Source organism: Vibrio sp. CCB-PB317 (genome assembly GCF_022808245.1).
In the GTDB taxonomy this organism is placed as follows: Bacteria; Pseudomonadota; Gammaproteobacteria; order Enterobacterales; family Vibrionaceae; genus Vibrio; species Vibrio diabolicus.
On the sequence record NZ_JALGNU010000001.1, the window covers coordinates 1,872,186 to 1,890,396 of the forward strand.

The window sequence follows — 18,211 nt, forward strand, 5'->3', positions numbered from 1 at the left end:
GTTCTCAAAGTTGGAACAATAAAAAAGGGCTTATTATTCGAAAACAATAAACCCTGCTTATGATAACTATGCGCTGTTCGTTGAAACCAAGAATGAATTCTACCTCAAGTCACCAACGAATCAGCTTTTGAATGCTTGATGGTTAGTTAGACTTGCAATGTGCGTCGCGAACTTCTTGCCAAACACCCCAAGGTCCAGAATCTGCGGGGTTATCGCCTTGAGTCCACCACTGCGCCTGCCACACTTTGCCATTCCAAGTAACGTTATCTCCTTTGAGATACACCGTACTCGCTCGCCATTCTGCTGCGCAGTGATCTGTTGGAGGCGTTGTCACTGTTTTCGCTTGAGCCGACACTAGCGCCTGATATTGTGTACTGGTCTTATCAATGTTGAAGTTCAAAGCAACTCTTGCTTCTCCCGCCTGAGCTGCTCCAAATTCGACATCGACACGACAACTTGCATTCATTGCTAACGTCGCCTGAGAACACTGATCATTTGCAATAACGGCAGCATCAGCAACGCCAGAAGCAAACGCGCGAACGTTTTCTACAGTGAACGTCGTGTTACCTGAATTTTTGATAACAAAACTATGTTGCTGCAACTCGCCAACATTAAATGATGCCAATGTCTGTTCGGTGGTATACCCAACAGAAACATTCTCTTTCGGAGGTGTAGTCGTGCTAATGACACCATTAACAAAATTACGCATGGCGGCGATATCGCTATAAACACCATACATACCCGGACGAGCACAACCTATCCCCCAACTGACCACACCAAGTTGAGTAATTACGCCACCACGATTAATAACGATTGGGCCACCGCTATCTCCCTGACAGGAATCTATCCCACCTTGAGGAATTCCCGCGCAGAAAGACACCTCTCCAACGGTTGTGTAATTACCACCAGCTTGACGACAAGTCGTGTCCGACACGAGCGGAACGTCAACCTCTTGCAATCGAGATGGAGAGCTTCCTCCTTCAGAGGTTCTCCCTAAACCTGCGACTGTAAGCCAATCTCCGATGCTGGCGTATTGCGTTAGACTGCCATCGGCAATTTCAACCGCAGTAACACCTTGAGGTACAGAGTCTAACTTTAAGACTGCGAGATCATGAGAAAGCGTTGCTCGGCGATATGCCGGGTGCATGTGGATTTCACTCACGTTAGCTCGAACACCGTCAGTGCCATTGTAAACGACGCCACCGATTTTAACCGCAATCTGATTCGGTGAATCACCCTCGACACAGTGGGCCGCAGTCAGGACGTAGCCATTCCCAATATAGCTGGCACCACAATATGATCGGTTACCATAACGGCTAACAATTTGGGTGTAGAATCTCCACTCACTAGGATCAGCAGTGATGCCGCCTACGATCTGGGGTTGTATAGTGTGATTTTGTGTCTGTGACAAATCATCAGCACTTGCGAACATTGGCAAAACAGCCAACGCAAGTAACGATTTTGTTAGTTTCAAAATATTGTCCTCTTGTTTTTGTAAGCACGATCCTCGTGCTACTAATAAACAAGCAGACAAAAACGCCAATACCAATGTGGGCGCATATTAATTTACTAACATTGCGAGCAACTTATAGAGAAAAGTCTATTGACGAACTGAATGATTTCAATTCGCTAGAATGTGTATCACAATATTAAAATTAAGCATGGTCATTAGCACAACGGCTTTCTTAGATAGTGAATATGGTGTGCAAACCCTTGTTTTTCATACAAAGAGATTGCACCCTGGTTAAAGTGCCATACTTCAACAAACATCTGTTTTGCACCGTAATCAGAGAACGTTGACTCAATTTTGTTAATCAATGCCTGAGCTGTGCCTTGTTTCCGAAACTCAGGTAACACATAGAGCTCATCCACACTTCCCATCATAACCGGCTGACTGACGGTAGAAACAAGTTCACAGAAATGACCAGAGATAAAACCAATAATTTCATCTCCTTGTTTTGCTACATAAACAAGACATTCAGGATCATCAATGTATCGAGCAATACTTTTTTCTTGCTCTATCTCCTCTGCAGTTTTGAACAGCTCAGGAGATTGAAGATGATGCTCATCATGCAGCTCAAACATAAGGTCGTTGAGCGACTCAAGGTCGCTAAAACACGCAGATTTAATTACAAACGTGGTCATACAAAGGGTCACTAAAAATTGAATGGCTGTAGTTTGTGAGGAAAATGCCGTATTGGCAAGTCACAAAATTGCCTGCACGAGACGTTTACGCGATCTACAAACAAAAAAGCCCCTGCACTTAATAAGCGTACAGAGGCAGAACCAACCTACAGAGTTCGAGGATCAGGGGTTAGTTAGAATTGAGTTTTAATTAGCGTCTTAACACTCGTTCAATTTCGTTCAAACTACTTGGGTCATCAATCGTTGACGGAACGGTGTATTTTTCACCATCGGCTATTTGACGTATGGTTCGGCGCAGAATTTTACCCGAACGTGTTTTCGGTAAGCGATCCACAACCAATGCATGCTTAAAGCAGGCAACCGCACCGATCTCACTACGTACCTTGCCAACAAGCTCACCTTCAAGATCAAGCTCGTCCACTTTGACACCATCTTTAAGCACAACAAAACCAAGTGGTAACTGCCCTTTTAACTCATCGTGGATACCCACGACTGCACATTCCGCAATCGCTGGGTGGCCACCGACAATTTCTTCCATTTCGCCTGTCGATAAACGATGCCCCGCGACATTAATCACATCATCAATACGTCCCATAATGAACAGGTAACCGTCTTCATCCAGATAGCCCCCATCACCTGACACATAGTAGCCAGGGAATTGGCTGAGATAACCGGTTTCAAAACGGTCATGGTTACGCCAAACCGTTGGCAGACAACTCGGTGGCAGCGGACGTTTTAATGCGACAAAGCCTTGTTGGTTAGGCCCGACCGACTCTCCAAGTTCATTCAGAATCTCGACCTGATAGCCCGGAATTGGCTTCGTCGAAGAACCCGCTTTAACGGGCATCATTTCAACACCTGTTGGGTTGCCCGCGATAGCCCAACCCGTTTCCGTTTGCCACCAGTGGTCAATAACGGGTTTGTCTGCTTTGCTCTGAACCCATTCCAGTGTTGGAGGGTCAAGGCGTTCTCCTGCCATAAAGATGGTTTTCAATTTAGAGAGATCATGCTGTTTTAAAAACTCACCTTCTGGGTCTTCTTTCTTGATCGCACGGAACGCTGTCGGGGCAGAGAACAACGCATCTACTTTGTATTCGTCACAAACTCGCCAGAACGCACCAGGATCAGGTGTTCGGACGGGCTTGCCTTCGAATAGGATTGTTGTGCAACCGTGAATCAGTGGCGCGTAAACAATGTAAGAGTGCCCTACTACCCAGCCAACATCAGATGCCGCCCAAAATACGCCATCTTGAGGAATGTTGTAGATTGCGCTCATGGAGTACTTCATCGCGACGGCATGGCCACCGTTGTCACGCACAACGCCTTTTGGCTTACCTGTCGTACCCGAAGTATAAAGAATGTAGAGTGGATCGGTTGCCAACACCGGAACACAACCGTGTGGCAACGCTTGGTTGTACTCTTGCTGCCAATCCAGATCTCTTTCTTGGTTTAGATCGGCTTCGCACTCAGGACGCTGGAATATAAATACTTTTTCAGGCTTCCATCGGCTGTCCATAATGGCCTTGTCTACCATTGGCTTATATGGAATAACTTTGTTGATCTCAATCCCACACGACGCCGTCATGATGACTTTCGGCTCTGCATCTTCAATTCGTACAGCAAGTTCATTAGGTGCAAAACCACCGAATACAACGGAGTGAATCGCCCCCAAACGCGCACAGGCTAGCATCGCCATTGCGGCTTCTGGAATCATCGGCATGTAAATAACGACTCGGTCGCCTTTTTCAACGCCTTGCGCAGACAGCATGCCGGCAATTTTTGCCACTTGGTCACGCAGGTTACTATAGGTATACGTGGTTTTATTGCCGGTTACTGGCGAGTCATAAATGAGTGCCGTATTATCACCGCGTCCTTGCTCGCAATGGTAATCCAATGCTAACCAGCACGTATTCATTACTCCATCTGGAAACCAACGTTCGATGCCATTCTCATCAAGTTTCAAGATGGTTTTAGGAGATTCGAACCAATCGATATTCTCCGCTTGAGCGCGCCAAAAACTCTCCGGTTCGTTTTTCGCCCATAAGTATTCTTTTTCGTATGAAGACATATTGCTTCCTCCAGTATGTCCTGACATTGCTCTCGTTCTATTCAAAGACCGTTCTTTTCACTCAAAGACATCAGAGGGTACACGCACAAATCCCTCCATTAGTATTCTCGCACTTCGGCTCATGATGGCTTTTTGCACCACCCAGCGCTGCTCAGTTTGCTTCGCTTGTGCTCCAACTTTTAACGTTCCTGAGGGGTGGCCAAAAGTCACTGACTCTTTTTCACCGCCACCAGCAGCCAAGTTAACCAACGAACCCGGTACACACGCCGCTGAAGCGATAGCAACAGCTGCTGTTCCCATCATTGCATGGTGAAGTTTGCCCATCGACAACGCACGAACCAACACATCAATTTCCGACTCATTTACCGCTTTGCCACTTGAAGACAGGTAACTTTTCGGTTTAGAAACAAACGCAATTTTCGGTGTGTGCTGGCGTGTTTGAGCTTCTTCTAAATCAGAAATCAGGCCCATTTTTAACGCGCCATATGCACGGATAGATTCGAACATCGCCAATGCGGCATCATCGTTGTTGATATCGTCTTGCAGCTCGGTGCCCTGATATCCAATCGATTCAGCATCAATAAAAATGGTTGGAATGCCCGCATTTATAAATGTGGCGTTAAACGTACCTAAGTCCGGTACCACTAAATCATCAACTAAGTTGCCTGTTGGGAACATGCTGCCTTCGCCATCAGAAGGGTCAACGAAATCGACTTGAATCTCGGCGGCCGGAAACGTCACGCCATCGAGCTCAAACTCGCCGGTTTCTTGGACGAATCCGTTCACAATCGGCACATGCACCAAGATAGTTTTGCTGATGTTCACCTGCCAAACACGCACCGTCACAATGCCATTTTCTGGAATGCGATCTTGTGGAATCAGCCCAGCATGAATGGCGAAAGGACCGACAGCGGCAGACAAGTTGCCGCAGTTACCACTCCAATCGACGAATGGTTTGTCGATCGACACTTGTCCAAACAAGTAGTCAACATCGTGATCGGCTCGGCTACTGCGAGAAACAATTACTGTTTTACTGGTGCTTGACGTCGCACCACCCATGCCATCAATTTGCTTTGCGTACGGATCTGGGCTGCCGATAACACGCAACAAGAGTTTGTCACGAGCTTCGCCTGCCACTTGTGCTTCTTGTGGCAAATCGTCGAGGTTAAAAAAGACCCCTTTACTTGTACCGCCACGCATGTACGTCGCCGACACTTTGATTTGGCTCATTTGATTCGGAGTTTTGCTTTCCATACCCACTCCTTATTGCGCCAAGAAATCTTGCGCGAAACGCTGCAAAACACCACCTGCGTTGTACACGTGAACTTCGTCAGCGGTGTCTAGGCGGCAGGTAACCGGAACGTCAACTTTATCGCCGTTGCTACGCGTGATAACCAAGGCCAGATCCGCACCCGGTTTAATCTCGCCAACTACGTCGTAAAGTTCAGTACCATCCAGCTCTAGCGTATTGCGGTTAACGCCTGGCTTAAATTGCAGTGGTAGTACACCCATGCCAACCAAGTTAGTACGGTGAATACGCTCAAAGCCTTCAGCAACAATGGCTTCTACGCCTGCCAATCGAACACCTTTTGCTGCCCAGTCACGGGATGACCCCTGACCGTAATCCGCGCCAGCCACCACGATCAATGGTTGTTTACGATTCATGTAGGTTTCTATCGCTTCCCACATGCGTACAACCTGACCTTCTGGTTCGATTCGCGCCAGAGAACCCTGAACCACTTCACCGTTCTCTTTCACCATTTCGTTAAATAGTTTCGGGTTAGCAAAGGTCGCACGTTGCGCCGTTAAGTGATCGCCACGGTGAGTGGCATAAGAGTTGAAGTCCTCTTCCGGAACGCCCATTTTGGCAAGGTATTCACCCGCCGCACTGCTCGCCATGATCGCGTTGGATGGTGATAAGTGGTCGGTGGTGATGTTGTCACCAAGAACCGCTAAAGGGCGCATGCCAGACAGTGTTCTTTCACCTGCAAGCGCTCCCTCCCAGTAAGGTGGACGGCGAATGTAGGTACTCATCGGACGCCAGTCGTAAAGCGGGTTAGAGCTTTTCTCTGCGTCATCCAGTTTGAACATCTGGATATAAACCTGATTAAACTGCTCTGGCTTAACGTGTTTGCCGACCACAGCATCGATCTCTTCGTCGCTAGGCCACAAATCATTTAAGTAAATTGGTTTACCGTTTTGGTCAGTACCCAAAGCATCGCGTTCGATATCGAAACGAATCGTACCCGCTAGCGCATAAGCGACAACCAATGGTGGTGATGCAAGGAAAGCTTGTTTTGCGTAAGGATGGATTCGGCCATCGAAGTTGCGGTTACCAGACAGCACGGCTGTCGCATATAAATCGCGATCAATGATCTCTTGCTGGATTTTTGGATCCAACGCGCCACTCATGCCGTTACAAGTGGTACATGCGTAACCGACGATACCAAAGCCAAGCTTTTCTAACTCTGGTAATAAGCCCGCTTCTTCCAGGTAAAGACGCGCTACCTTAGAACCCGGAGCAAAAGACGATTTCACCCAAGGTTTACGTACAAGGCCGAGCTCATTGGCTTTCTTCGCGACAAGGCCAGCAGCGACGACGTTTCTTGGGTTGCTGGTATTAGTACACGATGTGATAGCAGCGATGATCACTGCGCCATCTGGCAACTCACCTTCTTTCTCTTCCCACGCACCAGAAATTCCACGCTGCGCCAACTCCGATGTTGGTAAACGGCGGTGAGGGTTTGACGGGCCGGCCATGTTACGACTTACTGATGATAAATCGAACTCAAGTACTCGCTCATAAACGGCAGTATCTAGATCGTCAGCCCAAAGACCGGTTTGTTTTGCGTATTTCTCAACTAAGTTAACTTGCTGTTCATCACGACCAGTCAGTTTTAAGTAATTGATGGTCTGCTCATCAATATAAAACATGCCAGCTGTCGCGCCGTATTCTGGTGTCATATTTGAAATAGTTGCGCGGTCTCCGATCGTTAGATCGCGTGCACCTTCACCAAAGAATTCAAGATATGAAGAGACGACACGCTCGTTGCGTAGGAATTCAGTAATCGCGAGGACAATATCCGTTGCGGTAATACCCGGTTGACGTTTACCCGTTAGTTTTACACCAACAATATCAGGTAGACGCATCATTGATGGCCGGCCAAGCATTACGGTTTCAGCTTCCAGACCACCAACACCGATCGCGATAACGCCCAATGCATCAACATGCGGAGTGTGACTGTCCGTACCCACACAGGTATCTGGGTAGGCAATACCCTGCTTCGCTTGCACCACAGGAGACATTTTCTCCAAGTTGATTTGGTGCATGATGCCGTTACCCGCAGGAATCACACTGACGTTTTCAAACGCGGTTTTACACCACTCGATAAAGTGGAATCGGTCTTCATTACGGCGTTCTTCAATCGCGCGGTTTTTGTCGAAAGCATCAGGTTCAAAGCCCGCATGCTCAACCGCTAAAGAGTGGTCAACGATCAATTGAGTCTCAACCACAGGGTTCACTTTTGCAGGGTCGCCACCCTGATCCGAAATAGCATCGCGCAGACCCGCTAAATCGACTAGAGCGGTCTGACCAAGAATGTCATGACAAACAACGCGTGCTGGATACCAAGGAAAATCAAGATCACGTTTACGTTCAATTAACTGTTTCAGGCTATCCGTCAATGTGTTCGGTTCACAGCGACGGACCAGTTGCTCAGCTAGCACGCGGGAGGTATAAGGGAGTTTTTCATAGGCTCCAGGAGAAATGGCATTGACGGCTTCGCGTGCATCAAAGTAATCCAGTTGAGTTCCCGGAAGCGGCTTACGATATTGGGTATTAATATTTGTGTTCATGGTTTGCTTCCATTCAGTCTGTACATCTTGCCTTCATCAACGTTTTTCCATTGCTCCAGAAACATCGTGATGAGAGGGACTCCTTCCTCTGTCAGAGAGAGGTACAAAGGAAGGAGGTGGCCAATCAAAGCGTATGTGCCCTAATTGACCTTCGCGCTAGCGATTCTCGATAGGTACCCATTCTTGATGATCTGGGCCCGTGTAATCAGCACTTGGGCGAATGATGCGGTTATTGGCACGTTGCTCATAAACGTGTGCCGCCCAGCCCGTTAAACGACTCATCACAAAAATTGGTGTGAACAGCTTGGTTGGAATGTCCATGAAGTGGTAAGCCGATGCATGGAAGAAGTCCGCATTACAGAACAGACCTTTTTCGCGCTTCATCACTGATTCCACACGCTCAGAAACAGCATATAGATGTGTATCACCGACTTGCTGTGACAGCTCTTTAGACCAGCGCTTAATCAACGCGTTGCGAGGATCACTTTCGCGATAGATGGCATGGCCAAAGCCCATGATCTTGTCTTTGTTGGCCAGCATTTTCATGATGTTCGCTTCCGCCTCATCTGGCGTTTGCCAATCTTCAATCATTTCCATCGCTGCTTCGTTTGCGCCGCCATGAAGTGGCCCGCGAAGCGTACCGATTGCTGCCGTGATACAAGAATGAATGTCTGACAACGTTGATGCACAAACACGCGCTGCAAAAGTTGATGCGTTGAATTCATGCTCAGCGTAAAGGATTAAGGAACAGTGCATCACTTGCTTGTGTAGCGCTGATGGCTCTTTATCTGTAAGCAATCGCAAGAAGTAACCGCCGATGCAGTCTTCGGTTTGATCTTCTGTATCGATACGAACGCCATCGTGACTAAAACGATACCAGTAACAGATGATAGCTGGGAAAAGCGCTAGCATACGTTCCGTCGAATATAATTGCTCATCGAAGCTCATTTCTTGCTCTAGGTTTCCTAACACAGAACAACCAGTGCGCATCACATCCATTGGATGAGCAGTAGCAGGAATAAGCTCTAACGCTTGCTTAAGCTCAGTTGGTAAGCCGCGAAGGTTTAAGAGATGTGTCTTGTACGCATCCAGTTCTTTCTGAGTTGGTAAGTGACCGCGTAACAGAAGATGTGCAACTTCTTCAAATTGAGCATTATTGGCAAGGTCAGTAATATCGTAACCGCGATAAGTCAGACCGGTCCCCGTTTTTCCGACAGTACATAAAGCTGTGCTTCCAGCGCTTTGACCGCGTAGGCCTGCACCACCTAACTCTGCTTTCTTTTCTGCAGTTTGAGACATTGTTTGAACTCCTTTTCTGTCTGGCTTTGCCCTCTTTGGAGCGTTTTTTAGCCAGACGAATTTCACGTTATTGAATTAGATAAATTCCGATTATCTTTTCTTTTCCCGCTATTTTCCTTCAGAGAATAGCTGGTCAAGTTTGTCTTCGTAATCGTGGTAGTTCAGGTGCTGATACAACTCTTTGCGTGTTTGCATTGAATCAACCAAAGCTTCCTGATTGCCCACTTCTAGCAAATGCTTGTAAACCGTTTCAGCGGCTTTGTTCATGGCACGGAACGCACTTAATGGGTAAAGCACCATATCGACTTTCGCTTTTGCAAGCTCATCGCAGCCGTACAGTGGCGTTGCGCCGAACTCGGTAATGTTCGCCAGAATAGGAACGTGCTTTCCAGTTGCTTGCTCAAGTGCGTTTGAGAACTGAAGGTACTGATCCAGCTTGGTCATTGCTTCTGGGAAGATCATATCTGCGCCAGCTTCCACACAGGCAATCGCACGCTCAATTGCACTGTCCATACCTTCAACAGCTAGCGCGTCAGTACGAGCCATAATCACAAAGCTTTCATCATTTCGTGCGTCAACCGCGGCTTTTACGCGATCAACCATCTCTTGCTGGCTCACAATTGCTTTGTTCGGACGGTGCCCACAACGTTTCTGTGCGACTTGATCTTCCATATGAACCGCAGCAGCACCCGTCTTTTCCATTGCTTTGATCGTGCGAGCAATATTAAATGCGCCTCCAAAACCGGTGTCGATGTCGACCAATAGCGGTAAATCACACGCGTTAGTGATGCGGTCAACATCGACCAGTACGTCGTTCAATGTTGTAATACCGAGATCCGGCAATCCGTATGACGCGTTTGCAATACCACCGCCAGACAAATAAATCGCTTGATGCCCCAAGTTTTTCGCCATCATGGCGCAGTAAGGGTTAATGGTGCCGACAATTTGCAGCGGATTGTTTTGTTCAATGGCGAGTCTGAACTTCGCTCCCGGTGTTAAGCTCATGACGAATTCCTTCTAGTCTTTGTCTAAACTTTCTGTATGTATAATTTGCGATTGGATGAGCTTTCGACTTCCTGAGATGTGTCTTCTCATCAGCATTTCTGCAAGCTCTTCATCGCGATTGCGAATGGCTTCCAGAATGAATTTGTGTTCAGTCAGCGCTTCATTTGGACGAGATTGCGCGCGCGGTGACTGATAGCGGTACATGCGTAACAAGTGGTAAAGCTCGTCGCACAGCAGAGAAATCAGCTTGCTGTTTCGGCTTGCTTGGATGATGCGATAGTGAAAATCAAAATCTCCATGCTGATGGAAGTAAGAGGCTCCCTCCACTTGATCGATGTGCTTAGAATGTGTCGACAATAGCATTTCCAAGCTCAAGAGCTCTTCTTGCGTAATATGTCGCGCTGCTAACCTTGCCGCCATACCTTCTAGCGCTTCGCGAACCGCATAGAGTTCTATCAGCTTTTCTGGAGAAAAAGTGGTCACTCTAGCCCCGACATGAGGAATACGTTCAATGAGCCCTAGCCCCTCTAAACGCATTAATGCTTCACGCAAAGGGCCCCGGCTGACTTGATATTTCTTCGCCAGTTCAGGCTCCGAGATTTTATGACCAGGCTTAACATCGCCATTCACAATGACTTCAATCAGTGTTTCTGTCAGTGTTTCTGACTTGGTGTGTTCTTTCTCAGAACCCAGTACTTTATAACGAGTTTTCAACTCAGAGTTCATACTCAGATACTCACGTTACCGACATCAAAATGTCTACAATTTCTTAACCTGAATATAAAGTAGTCGATCAAAGTGTCGACAATCAAGTAAATTGTCGACAATTTAGACTAAGGTCGTAATTTAAATCGATGAAAATCATCTATTACGAGCTAAATTGAGGGGTAATTGCGAAGGAAAAAGCAAATTGTCGACAACTAAACACCTCTTAACATCATGATATAAAAGAAAAACAATTAAGCTGTCGAACAATTAAGGATACAAAAAGTTATTCTTTAGATGAAAATTGCTCAAAAACTTGCTGCGATGTCATCTTTTGTGAGGTGGGATTGAGGTCATAATACGCGGGCTTTTCATCGGTAAAGATCTCTAATGTGAGTTTGAAATCTGGATTGTCGAACAAACCAGCGGAGAGAATGTACTCGCCTGTCGGTAACAAATGATAGAAAAGGTTTGTACCGCATTCGCCACAAAAACCTCTCACCGCCCAGTCAGACGATTGATAGCGCTTTGGCTCGGCCCCCTTAAACGTTACGTTAGAACCACAATGCACAGCATGGAGTGCTCCACTCGACCATTTTCGACACATCGAGCAGTGGCATAGACTCACTTCATTCTTAGCATCTGCGATCACTTCAATAGCACCGCACAAACATGTCCCTTTCATTCTCTGTTCCTTATTCGTTTGATGTCATTCCATTATGACGCAATTGTTAGCACGCACGCGTGATGTGCAACCAATTTTTCAGCGTGAACTTTATGAACAAAATACCCGTTATGCTCAATATTCTCTTTATCGACGTTTTAAAGACATCGATTTAACACTTGATTAACCTTTGATACATCAGCATCCAGTTCGAGTTAAAGGCTGAAACAAAAATAAGACTCATCAAAAAATAGAGTCACCAACATAAGGAACGTGAACATGTTAAAGGTAATCAAACCAACGCTCGCCGCATCTATCATCGCAGCTTCATTTTCATTTAACGCTTTTGCTGCTGATGTAGAAAAAATGCATTTCTTGATCCCTGGAGGTGCCGGTGGCGGCTGGGACATGACCGCACGAGGTACAGGTGATGTGCTACTCAAATCAGACATCGTTGAGACGGTATCTTTTCAAAACCTTTCTGGTGGCGGCGGCGGTAAAGCCATTGCGCACTTGATTGAAACGGCAGATCGTCAAGAAGATACACTGATGGTGAATTCAACGCCGATCGTCGTTCGCTCTCTAACAGGTATTTTCCCTCAATCCTTTAGAGATCTCACTCCCGTTGCAGCCACCATTGCGGATTACGGTGCCATCGTAGCCTCTGTTGATTCGCCATACAATTCTTGGGAAGACGTAGTAAAAGCATTTGAATCTAACCCTCGCAAAGTGAAAATCGCGGGTGGCTCTGCTCGTGGTTCTATGGACCACCTCGTCGTTGCCGCCGCATTTAAAGGCGAAGGATTTGATGCGCGTAAAGTGCGTTACATCGCTTACGATGCGGGCGGTAAAGCCATGGCAGCCCTTCTTTCAGGCGAAACTCAACTGCTCTCTACGGGCCTAGGTGAAGTACTGGAGATGTCAAAATCTGGTCAAGTCAAAGTGCTAGCGGTAACTGCACCAAAACGCCTAGAAGCCGCACCAAACATCCCTACGCTAACAGAATATGGTAACGAAACGGTCTTCGCTAACTGGCGTGGATTCTTTGCTGCACCAGGTACTAGCCAAGAAAAGCTGGATGAATGGAATGCAGCATTTACCAAAATGTACAACACTGACGAATGGCAAGTCGTCCGTGACCGCAATGGTTGGATAGACAACTACAAGGCGGACAAAGCGTTCTTCGCGTTCCTTGAAGAGCAAGAGCAGCAAATGGGTGACTTAATGCGCGAGTTAGGCTTCCTAAAGTAACAGTCGAACTGGGTTCCTTAGATTCCAACCTCACCCAATAACGTGGGGTTGGTATTTCCCCAACTGTATTTGCACTCTAAGTTTCACCGTATATGGATATTGTCGACAATCGGCATGCACACTCCTTTGTTTATATACCCAAAGCAGCTCGACTAGCAGCGAAATGCTTAATTGTTAATGGTTTAGTTTATTCATTAACGTCCATATGCGGTCTTTTTTATTTTTGTTAGGAGTTGAATATGCCTCGTTCAACCAACTTTTTCACCAAAGAATATTTGCTCTGTCGTGACCGTGTCGGCGCAATGATCTTTCTACTCTTCTGTCTTTGCTACGGTTATCAAACCTCGCAAATTCCATTGTTCCCTGGTGATGAATACGAACCGTTCACCGCACGTACTTTGCCAACCATCCTGACTTACGTTGGTGCTGGCCTTTCTCTGTTGTTACTGGCAACAGGACAACCAGATAAACAAAGTGGCGCGGTGCTGACCTTTAATTGGAAGTTACTGATCGCTTTCTTGGTTTTGATGGCGCTTTACGGCGTGGGCCTGACTTACCTAGGTTTTGTTATAGCTACTGGCTTCTTTTTATTGGCTGGCTTTTATCTGCTGGGGGAAAGACGTAAACCCGTTCTGTTCGGCGCGTCGTTTCCATTCGTGATCGCGTTCTATTTATTACTCACTCAAGGTTTAGACATCTACCTCGAACCGGGTTTGATTTTCACCATCTGGTAGTCAAAGAAAGGACTGAATTATGTTAGATGGAATTCTACAAGGTTTATCCACTGCAGTAATGCCAATGAACATCATGATGGTGATCGTTGGTTGTTTCGTCGGTACATTTATCGGCATGTTACCTGGGCTTGGGCCGATCTCAGCCATTGCTTTGATGATCCCAATTACTTATGGCCTAGAGCCCTCTTCTGGCCTTATTTTGATGGCGGGTGTTTATTACGGTGCGGTATTTGGTGGTTCTACATCGTCTATTTTAATTAACGCGCCGGGTTGTTCTTCAACCGTGGTGACAGCATTCGACGGCTACCCGATGGCTCAAAAAGGCCAAGCAGGTAAAGCATTAGCTTTGGCAGCTTATTCTTCTTTCACTGGCGGTACGCTATCTGCCATTATGTTGCTTGTCGCAGCACCAGCATTGGCTAGCGTTTCACTTAGCTTCCAATCGTCAGACTATTTTGCGTTGATGCTGCTTGGGTTATCAGCAGTCGCGGCTTTTGCGGGGAAAGGTCAGGTAATCAAAGCGTGGATGATGACCATTCTTGGTTTGATGCTATCTACAGTTGGTATCGATAAAGGCGTAGGCGTTGAACGCTTTACCTTCGGTTTGACGGATTTAATGGATGGCTTTAGCTTCTTGTTGCTTGCAATGGCGACATTCGCACTGGGTGAAACATTGATGGGCATTCTTAAACCATCAAAAGACACCAGCGATGAAGAACAGGAAAAGCTGAGTAACATTGGTTCAATGAAAGTGACGAAGGAAGAAATCAAAGACGTTGCGCCTGTTTCAATTCGCTCTTCAATATTAGGTTTCTTCACTGGCGTTCTTCCTGGCGCAGGAGCAACCATTGCTGCTTTTTTAAGCTATGGTATGGAGCGCAACCTCGCACCTAAAGAGAAAAAGGAAGAGTTCGGTAAAGGCAGTATCCGTGGTTTGGTCGCGCCAGAATCAGCGAACAACGCAGCCTCTAGTGGTTCATTTGTACCGCTGCTAACGCTTGGCATTCCGGGTTCTGGTACAACAGCAATAATGCTCGGTGCGCTGATCGCTTATGGTATTCAACCTGGTCCTCGCCTGTTTGTTGAGCACCCAGACGTGTTCTGGTCGGTGATCATTTCCATGTACTTCGGCAACATCGTACTCGTGATCCTGAACTTACCGTTGATTCCGTACATCTCAAAGCTTTTGGCGGTGCCTAGAACGGTACTTCTGCCGATGATTTTGTTCTTCTCAATCACCGGAGTTTATTTGGTCTCATTCAATACCATGGATGTGTTCGTGATGCTGATTGTCGCTATGGCTGCCATTGCACTTCGACTCGCTAACTTCCCACTTGCGCCTTTATTGCTTGGTTTCATCCTTGGGGGATTAATGGAAGAGAACTTACGCCGCGCATTAATGATTTCAGACGGCGAATTGAGTTTCCTATGGGAGCGCCCTATTACCCTTACCTTTACTGTTTTGGCCGTATTGGTACTGGCAAGTCCACTAATCGTAAAGCTGATTCAAAAGTTTAAAGCACAACCAGTGAGCGTTGAGCAGTAATAACTGTCTCTTACAACCTAGATAAAGCCATCCATCGCGATGGCTTTTCTTTCTCCTATCAAATCGTTCACTTATTAAGCAAAACAATATTGACAAGTCATCGCCTATATATAAGAGTAGTTGCATGAATACACACTTAGCACAACTTAACCAACGAATTATCATCATTCCATAGGAATGGTGGGATATTTGATGCGCTCAATATTTATCGAACCCACCCATAGCGGTGGGTTTTCTGTTTCTACCGTATGGGGAATACTCTCTTGGAGACGGTCACATGCAAAAAATAGCAGTTTTTGGTAAAACCGGCAGTGGAAAATCGACGGTAAGTAAAGCAATCGCGTCTGCTACCGGTCTCCCTCTTCATCAATTAGATTCAATAGTCTATAAACCAAACGGTGAGCCCGTTGAGCGTAACGTTTTTGATGAAGCACATAGCAATATACTTAGCTCAGATCGTTGGATTATAGATGGTCTGGGGCCTATCAGCTCCTTTAATGCTCGTTTAGATGCAGCCGATACTCTCGTTTATATTGATCTACCATACTCCGTAAGCTATTGGTTTGTGACGAAACGTCTCCTTAAAGGACTATTCATTAAACCCGAAGGTTGGCCTGATGGCAGTTCGGTATTGAAAGGGACATTACAAAGCTACAAAGTTCTTCAGCAATGCCCTGCATTCTGGAATGATGACTTTATGTCTCGTCTCGAAGGGTATTCTCAAAGTAAAACCGTTCATGTCATCAAAAACGTCACAGAACTGAACAATTTTGTTTTAGAGCGGGTAAAGTAAACTTCATATCAGAACACTAGAGCATGTGGGATGGGCCATCTAAAGCTCTAACAATGAAAAAGAACATAACAAGGATTGTTTATGCTTTTAGAACTAGCGCTTTTATTCGTTGCCGGCGTAGTTGGTGGGATCATTAACTCCATTGCGGGAGGCGGAAGCTTTATTACTTTTCCGGCCCTATTGGCGGTTGGTGTGCCTCCTATTATGGCCAATGCAACAAACACTTATGCTTCATGTGCGGGGTACATTAGCGGAGCCGTTGGCTTCAGAGAAGAGATCATGAAGAACAAGCAAGAACTGTTGTTCACAGTCTCATTCAGTTTAGTAGGTGGCGCTGTCGGAGCATATCTGCTGCTCAACACACCAGAATCGCTATTTTTGGAAGCAATTCCTTGGCTGCTCTTGTTTGCCACCGTGCTTTTCCTGACTGGTTCTCGTTTAACAATGCTTATCAAAACTGTCGCGAAAGAGCACAAACACGCAGGAATACTCGGAGCAATCGCTTTGGGTCTATTACTTGTTGGTGTCTCTGCTTACGGTGGTTTTTTCAACGCAGGTTTAGGGGTTATTGTTCTGAGTTATCTGGTAGTAGCGGGTCACCAAGACATTAATTTAATGAACGGTTTGAAATTGCTGGTATCTACGTGTGTTTCACTCATTGCTATCGTGATATTTGTTGCGAATGGTTCCATTGACTGGCGCACAGGTAGCGTTGTTTTGGTCGGTACGTTGGTGGGTGGTTATCTTGCAGCTCGTGTATCTCGTCAACTTAATCCCAATCATGTTAAAGGGTTTGTTGCTCTTTCTTCTGTTCTCATCACTATCTACTTTTTCATTGATGTTTATGCTTAATAAAGCTTGCACAAGTAGATAACACTCCTATAAAAAAACGCCATCGCGAATGATTAATGCTGATCGCTTAACGATGTTTTTGTGTCATGCCAGAGAGCCTTAGCGTGACTAGGAATCTAATAGCAGTACGCTGAGCGACTAATGAAACAATTTTGATCACAAAGTGCTCGGATAGAAGATCCTGTATCACGCTCCTTCGTCGCTGTACAGGATGACGAGAAATAGAAATATGCCACTCGCGGTTAAACGAGTGGCATTGATCGAGAAAGATGGCGTTTTACATCAATAATAAGAGAAGGTAACGCTTACTTAATCAGCCCTACTTCTTTGTAGTATTTGAGCGCACCTGGGTGAAGAGGCGCAGATAAACCGTCTTTTACCATTTCCTCTTTCTTCAAGTTCGCAAACGCTGGGTGGAGACGGCGGAAATCATCGAAGTTTTCAAATACCGCTTTAACCACGTTATAAACCACATCTTCTGGTACAGCAGTAGAGGAAACAAACGTCGCACCCACACCAAAGGTTTGAACATCACTATCTGTGCCACGATACATACCACCCGGTACATTTGCGACACGGTAGAAGCTATTGTCTGCAACCAATTTTTCTACATTAGGTCCGGCTACCGTTACGATATTACTATCACACGACGTAGTGGCTTCTTTAATCGCTCCACTTGGGTGACCAACGGTATAAATCATCGCATCAATTTTGTTATCACAAAGTGCTTTTGATTGCTCTGCTGCTTTTAACTCAGACACAAGCTTAAAGTCATCGTTACTCCAGCCATACTGGCTCATTAACACTTCCATGGTGCCTCGTTGACCTGAGCCAGGGTTACCAATGTTGACGCGCTTACCTTTCAAATCATCAAAAGTTTTGATGTTCGCGTCTTTACGTGCAACGACAGTGAACGGTTCTGGATGAACGGAGAATACGGCGCGTAGTTCTTTAAAAGGCCCGCTTTCCTTAAACTTACTGGTTCCTTTGTAAGCATGATACTGCCAGTCTGATTGAGCGATACCGAGATCCAATTCACCAGCACGAATAGTGTTGATGTTATAAATCGATCCCCCAGTACTTTCTACCGAACAACGGATACCGTGATCTTCTCGCGATTTGTTAACCAAGCGACAAATTGCTCCACCAGTCGGATAATAAACCCCTGTTACGCCACCAGTACCAATCGTGACAAACGTTTCTTCCGCAGACGCAGAAAAGCCAGTTGTGAGTGCCGCTAAAGAAGCAGCAAGTGCGATTTGCTTAAACTTAAACATTGAACATCCTTTTTACC

Annotated in this window: 15 protein-coding genes; 5 read left to right on the forward strand and 10 right to left on the reverse strand. The window is 46.2% G+C overall.

The genetic code is table 11. The features are described from left to right. Window positions 1–142 precede the first annotated feature (142 nt). The 9 genes from MTR11_RS08515 to MTR11_RS08555 form a co-directional block, all read right to left on the reverse strand. Window positions 143–1,474 (reverse strand): trypsin-like serine protease, encoded by a 1,332-nt coding sequence (locus MTR11_RS08515; protein ID WP_243327300.1) that lies wholly within the window; start codon window positions 1,472–1,474, stop codon window positions 143–145. A 194-nt stretch (window positions 1,475–1,668) separates the two neighbouring features. Then, the gene (locus tag MTR11_RS08520) at window positions 1,669–2,145 is read right to left on the reverse strand and encodes a GNAT family N-acetyltransferase (protein WP_243327301.1); all 477 of its coding nucleotides are present in this window, start codon (window positions 2,143–2,145) and stop codon (window positions 1,669–1,671) included. 190 nt (window positions 2,146–2,335) lie between these two features. Then, window positions 2,336–4,213 (reverse strand): propionyl-CoA synthetase, encoded by a 1,878-nt coding sequence (locus MTR11_RS08525; protein WP_243327302.1) that lies wholly within the window; start codon window positions 4,211–4,213, stop codon window positions 2,336–2,338. Between the two features lie 57 nt (window positions 4,214–4,270). After that, window positions 4,271–5,467 carry a 2-methylaconitate cis-trans isomerase PrpF gene (gene prpF, locus MTR11_RS08530; RefSeq protein ID WP_243327303.1) on the reverse strand — a complete coding sequence of 399 codons (1,197 nt, stop codon included), beginning with the start codon at window positions 5,465–5,467 and terminating at the stop codon, window positions 4,271–4,273. Window positions 5,468–5,476: 9 nt separating this feature from the next. After that, window positions 5,477–8,068, reverse strand: coding sequence for a Fe/S-dependent 2-methylisocitrate dehydratase AcnD (acnD, locus tag MTR11_RS08535; protein WP_243327304.1), 2,592 nt, complete (start codon window positions 8,066–8,068; stop codon window positions 5,477–5,479). A 156-nt stretch (window positions 8,069–8,224) separates the two neighbouring features. After that, window positions 8,225–9,367: a 2-methylcitrate synthase gene (prpC, locus tag MTR11_RS08540; RefSeq protein ID WP_243327305.1), complete on the reverse strand. Its 1,143-nt coding sequence runs from the start codon at window positions 9,365–9,367 to the stop codon at window positions 8,225–8,227. Window positions 9,368–9,475: 108 nt separating this feature from the next. After that, window positions 9,476–10,372, reverse strand: coding sequence for a methylisocitrate lyase (gene prpB / locus MTR11_RS08545; RefSeq protein ID WP_243327306.1), 897 nt, complete (start codon window positions 10,370–10,372; stop codon window positions 9,476–9,478). A gap of 12 nt (window positions 10,373–10,384) precedes the next feature. Further along, complete coding sequence (locus MTR11_RS08550; protein WP_005395069.1) at window positions 10,385–11,098, reverse strand: GntR family transcriptional regulator; 714 nt, start codon at window positions 11,096–11,098, stop codon at window positions 10,385–10,387. Between the two features lie 265 nt (window positions 11,099–11,363). Next, window positions 11,364–11,762 carry a GFA family protein gene (locus MTR11_RS08555; protein WP_182035096.1) on the reverse strand — a complete coding sequence of 133 codons (399 nt, stop codon included), beginning with the start codon at window positions 11,760–11,762 and terminating at the stop codon, window positions 11,364–11,366. Between the two features lie 258 nt (window positions 11,763–12,020). Here MTR11_RS08555 and MTR11_RS08560 point away from each other — a divergent pair, with 258 nt between their 5' ends. The 5 genes from MTR11_RS08560 to MTR11_RS08580 all read left to right on the forward strand — a co-directional run bounded on the left by MTR11_RS08560 (window position 12,021) and on the right by MTR11_RS08580 (window position 16,917). After that, on the forward strand, window positions 12,021–12,992 hold the full coding sequence (locus MTR11_RS08560) for a tripartite tricarboxylate transporter substrate binding protein (RefSeq protein WP_005395072.1): 972 nt from the start codon (window positions 12,021–12,023) through the stop codon (window positions 12,990–12,992). 239 nt (window positions 12,993–13,231) lie between these two features. Beyond that, entirely contained in the window at window positions 13,232–13,726 is a 495-nt protein-coding gene (locus MTR11_RS08565) for a tripartite tricarboxylate transporter TctB family protein (RefSeq protein WP_168187800.1), read from the forward strand. Window positions 13,727–13,745: 19 nt separating this feature from the next. Further along, window positions 13,746–15,272 carry a tripartite tricarboxylate transporter permease gene (locus tag MTR11_RS08570; protein ID WP_048626439.1) on the forward strand — a complete coding sequence of 509 codons (1,527 nt, stop codon included), beginning with the start codon at window positions 13,746–13,748 and terminating at the stop codon, window positions 15,270–15,272. 277 nt (window positions 15,273–15,549) lie between these two features. Continuing rightward, window positions 15,550–16,065 carry an adenylate kinase gene (locus tag MTR11_RS08575; protein ID WP_243327307.1) on the forward strand — a complete coding sequence of 172 codons (516 nt, stop codon included), beginning with the start codon at window positions 15,550–15,552 and terminating at the stop codon, window positions 16,063–16,065. Window positions 16,066–16,146: 81 nt separating this feature from the next. Then, a complete protein-coding gene (locus MTR11_RS08580; RefSeq protein ID WP_161444731.1) occupies window positions 16,147–16,917 on the forward strand; it encodes a sulfite exporter TauE/SafE family protein in 771 nt (256 codons plus the stop codon). A 305-nt stretch (window positions 16,918–17,222) separates the two neighbouring features. Here MTR11_RS08580 and MTR11_RS08585 read toward each other — a convergent pair whose 3' ends face one another. After that, window positions 17,223–18,194 carry a TAXI family TRAP transporter solute-binding subunit gene (locus MTR11_RS08585; RefSeq protein ID WP_006741544.1) on the reverse strand — a complete coding sequence of 324 codons (972 nt, stop codon included), beginning with the start codon at window positions 18,192–18,194 and terminating at the stop codon, window positions 17,223–17,225. Window positions 18,195–18,211: the final 17 nt, after the last annotated feature.

What these genes read in the sequence shown, in the direction of transcription:
- MTR11_RS08560 (WP_005395072.1), top strand. Translation starts at nt 12,021, where the DNA reads ATGTTAAAGGTAATCAAACCAACGCTCGCCGCATCTATCATCGCAGCT.
- MTR11_RS08520 (WP_243327301.1), bottom strand. Translation starts at nt 2,145, where the DNA reads ATGACCACGTTTGTAATTAAATCTGCGTGTTTTAGCGACCTTGAGTCG.
- MTR11_RS08550 (WP_005395069.1), bottom strand. Translation starts at nt 11,098, where the DNA reads ATGAACTCTGAGTTGAAAACTCGTTATAAAGTACTGGGTTCTGAGAAA.
- prpC (WP_243327305.1), bottom strand. Translation starts at nt 9,367, where the DNA reads ATGTCTCAAACTGCAGAAAAGAAAGCAGAGTTAGGTGGTGCAGGCCTA.
- prpB (WP_243327306.1), bottom strand. Translation starts at nt 10,372, where the DNA reads ATGAGCTTAACACCGGGAGCGAAGTTCAGACTCGCCATTGAACAAAAC.
- MTR11_RS08555 (WP_182035096.1), bottom strand. Translation starts at nt 11,762, where the DNA reads ATGAAAGGGACATGTTTGTGCGGTGCTATTGAAGTGATCGCAGATGCT.
- prpF (WP_243327303.1), bottom strand. Translation starts at nt 5,467, where the DNA reads ATGGAAAGCAAAACTCCGAATCAAATGAGCCAAATCAAAGTGTCGGCG.
- MTR11_RS08580 (WP_161444731.1), top strand. Translation starts at nt 16,147, where the DNA reads ATGCTTTTAGAACTAGCGCTTTTATTCGTTGCCGGCGTAGTTGGTGGG.
- MTR11_RS08575 (WP_243327307.1), top strand. Translation starts at nt 15,550, where the DNA reads ATGCAAAAAATAGCAGTTTTTGGTAAAACCGGCAGTGGAAAATCGACG.
- acnD (WP_243327304.1), bottom strand. Translation starts at nt 8,068, where the DNA reads ATGAACACAAATATTAATACCCAATATCGTAAGCCGCTTCCGGGAACT.
- MTR11_RS08570 (WP_048626439.1), top strand. Translation starts at nt 13,746, where the DNA reads ATGTTAGATGGAATTCTACAAGGTTTATCCACTGCAGTAATGCCAATG.
- MTR11_RS08585 (WP_006741544.1), bottom strand. Translation starts at nt 18,194, where the DNA reads ATGTTTAAGTTTAAGCAAATCGCACTTGCTGCTTCTTTAGCGGCACTC.
- MTR11_RS08565 (WP_168187800.1), top strand. Translation starts at nt 13,232, where the DNA reads ATGCCTCGTTCAACCAACTTTTTCACCAAAGAATATTTGCTCTGTCGT.
- MTR11_RS08525 (WP_243327302.1), bottom strand. Translation starts at nt 4,213, where the DNA reads ATGTCTTCATACGAAAAAGAATACTTATGGGCGAAAAACGAACCGGAG.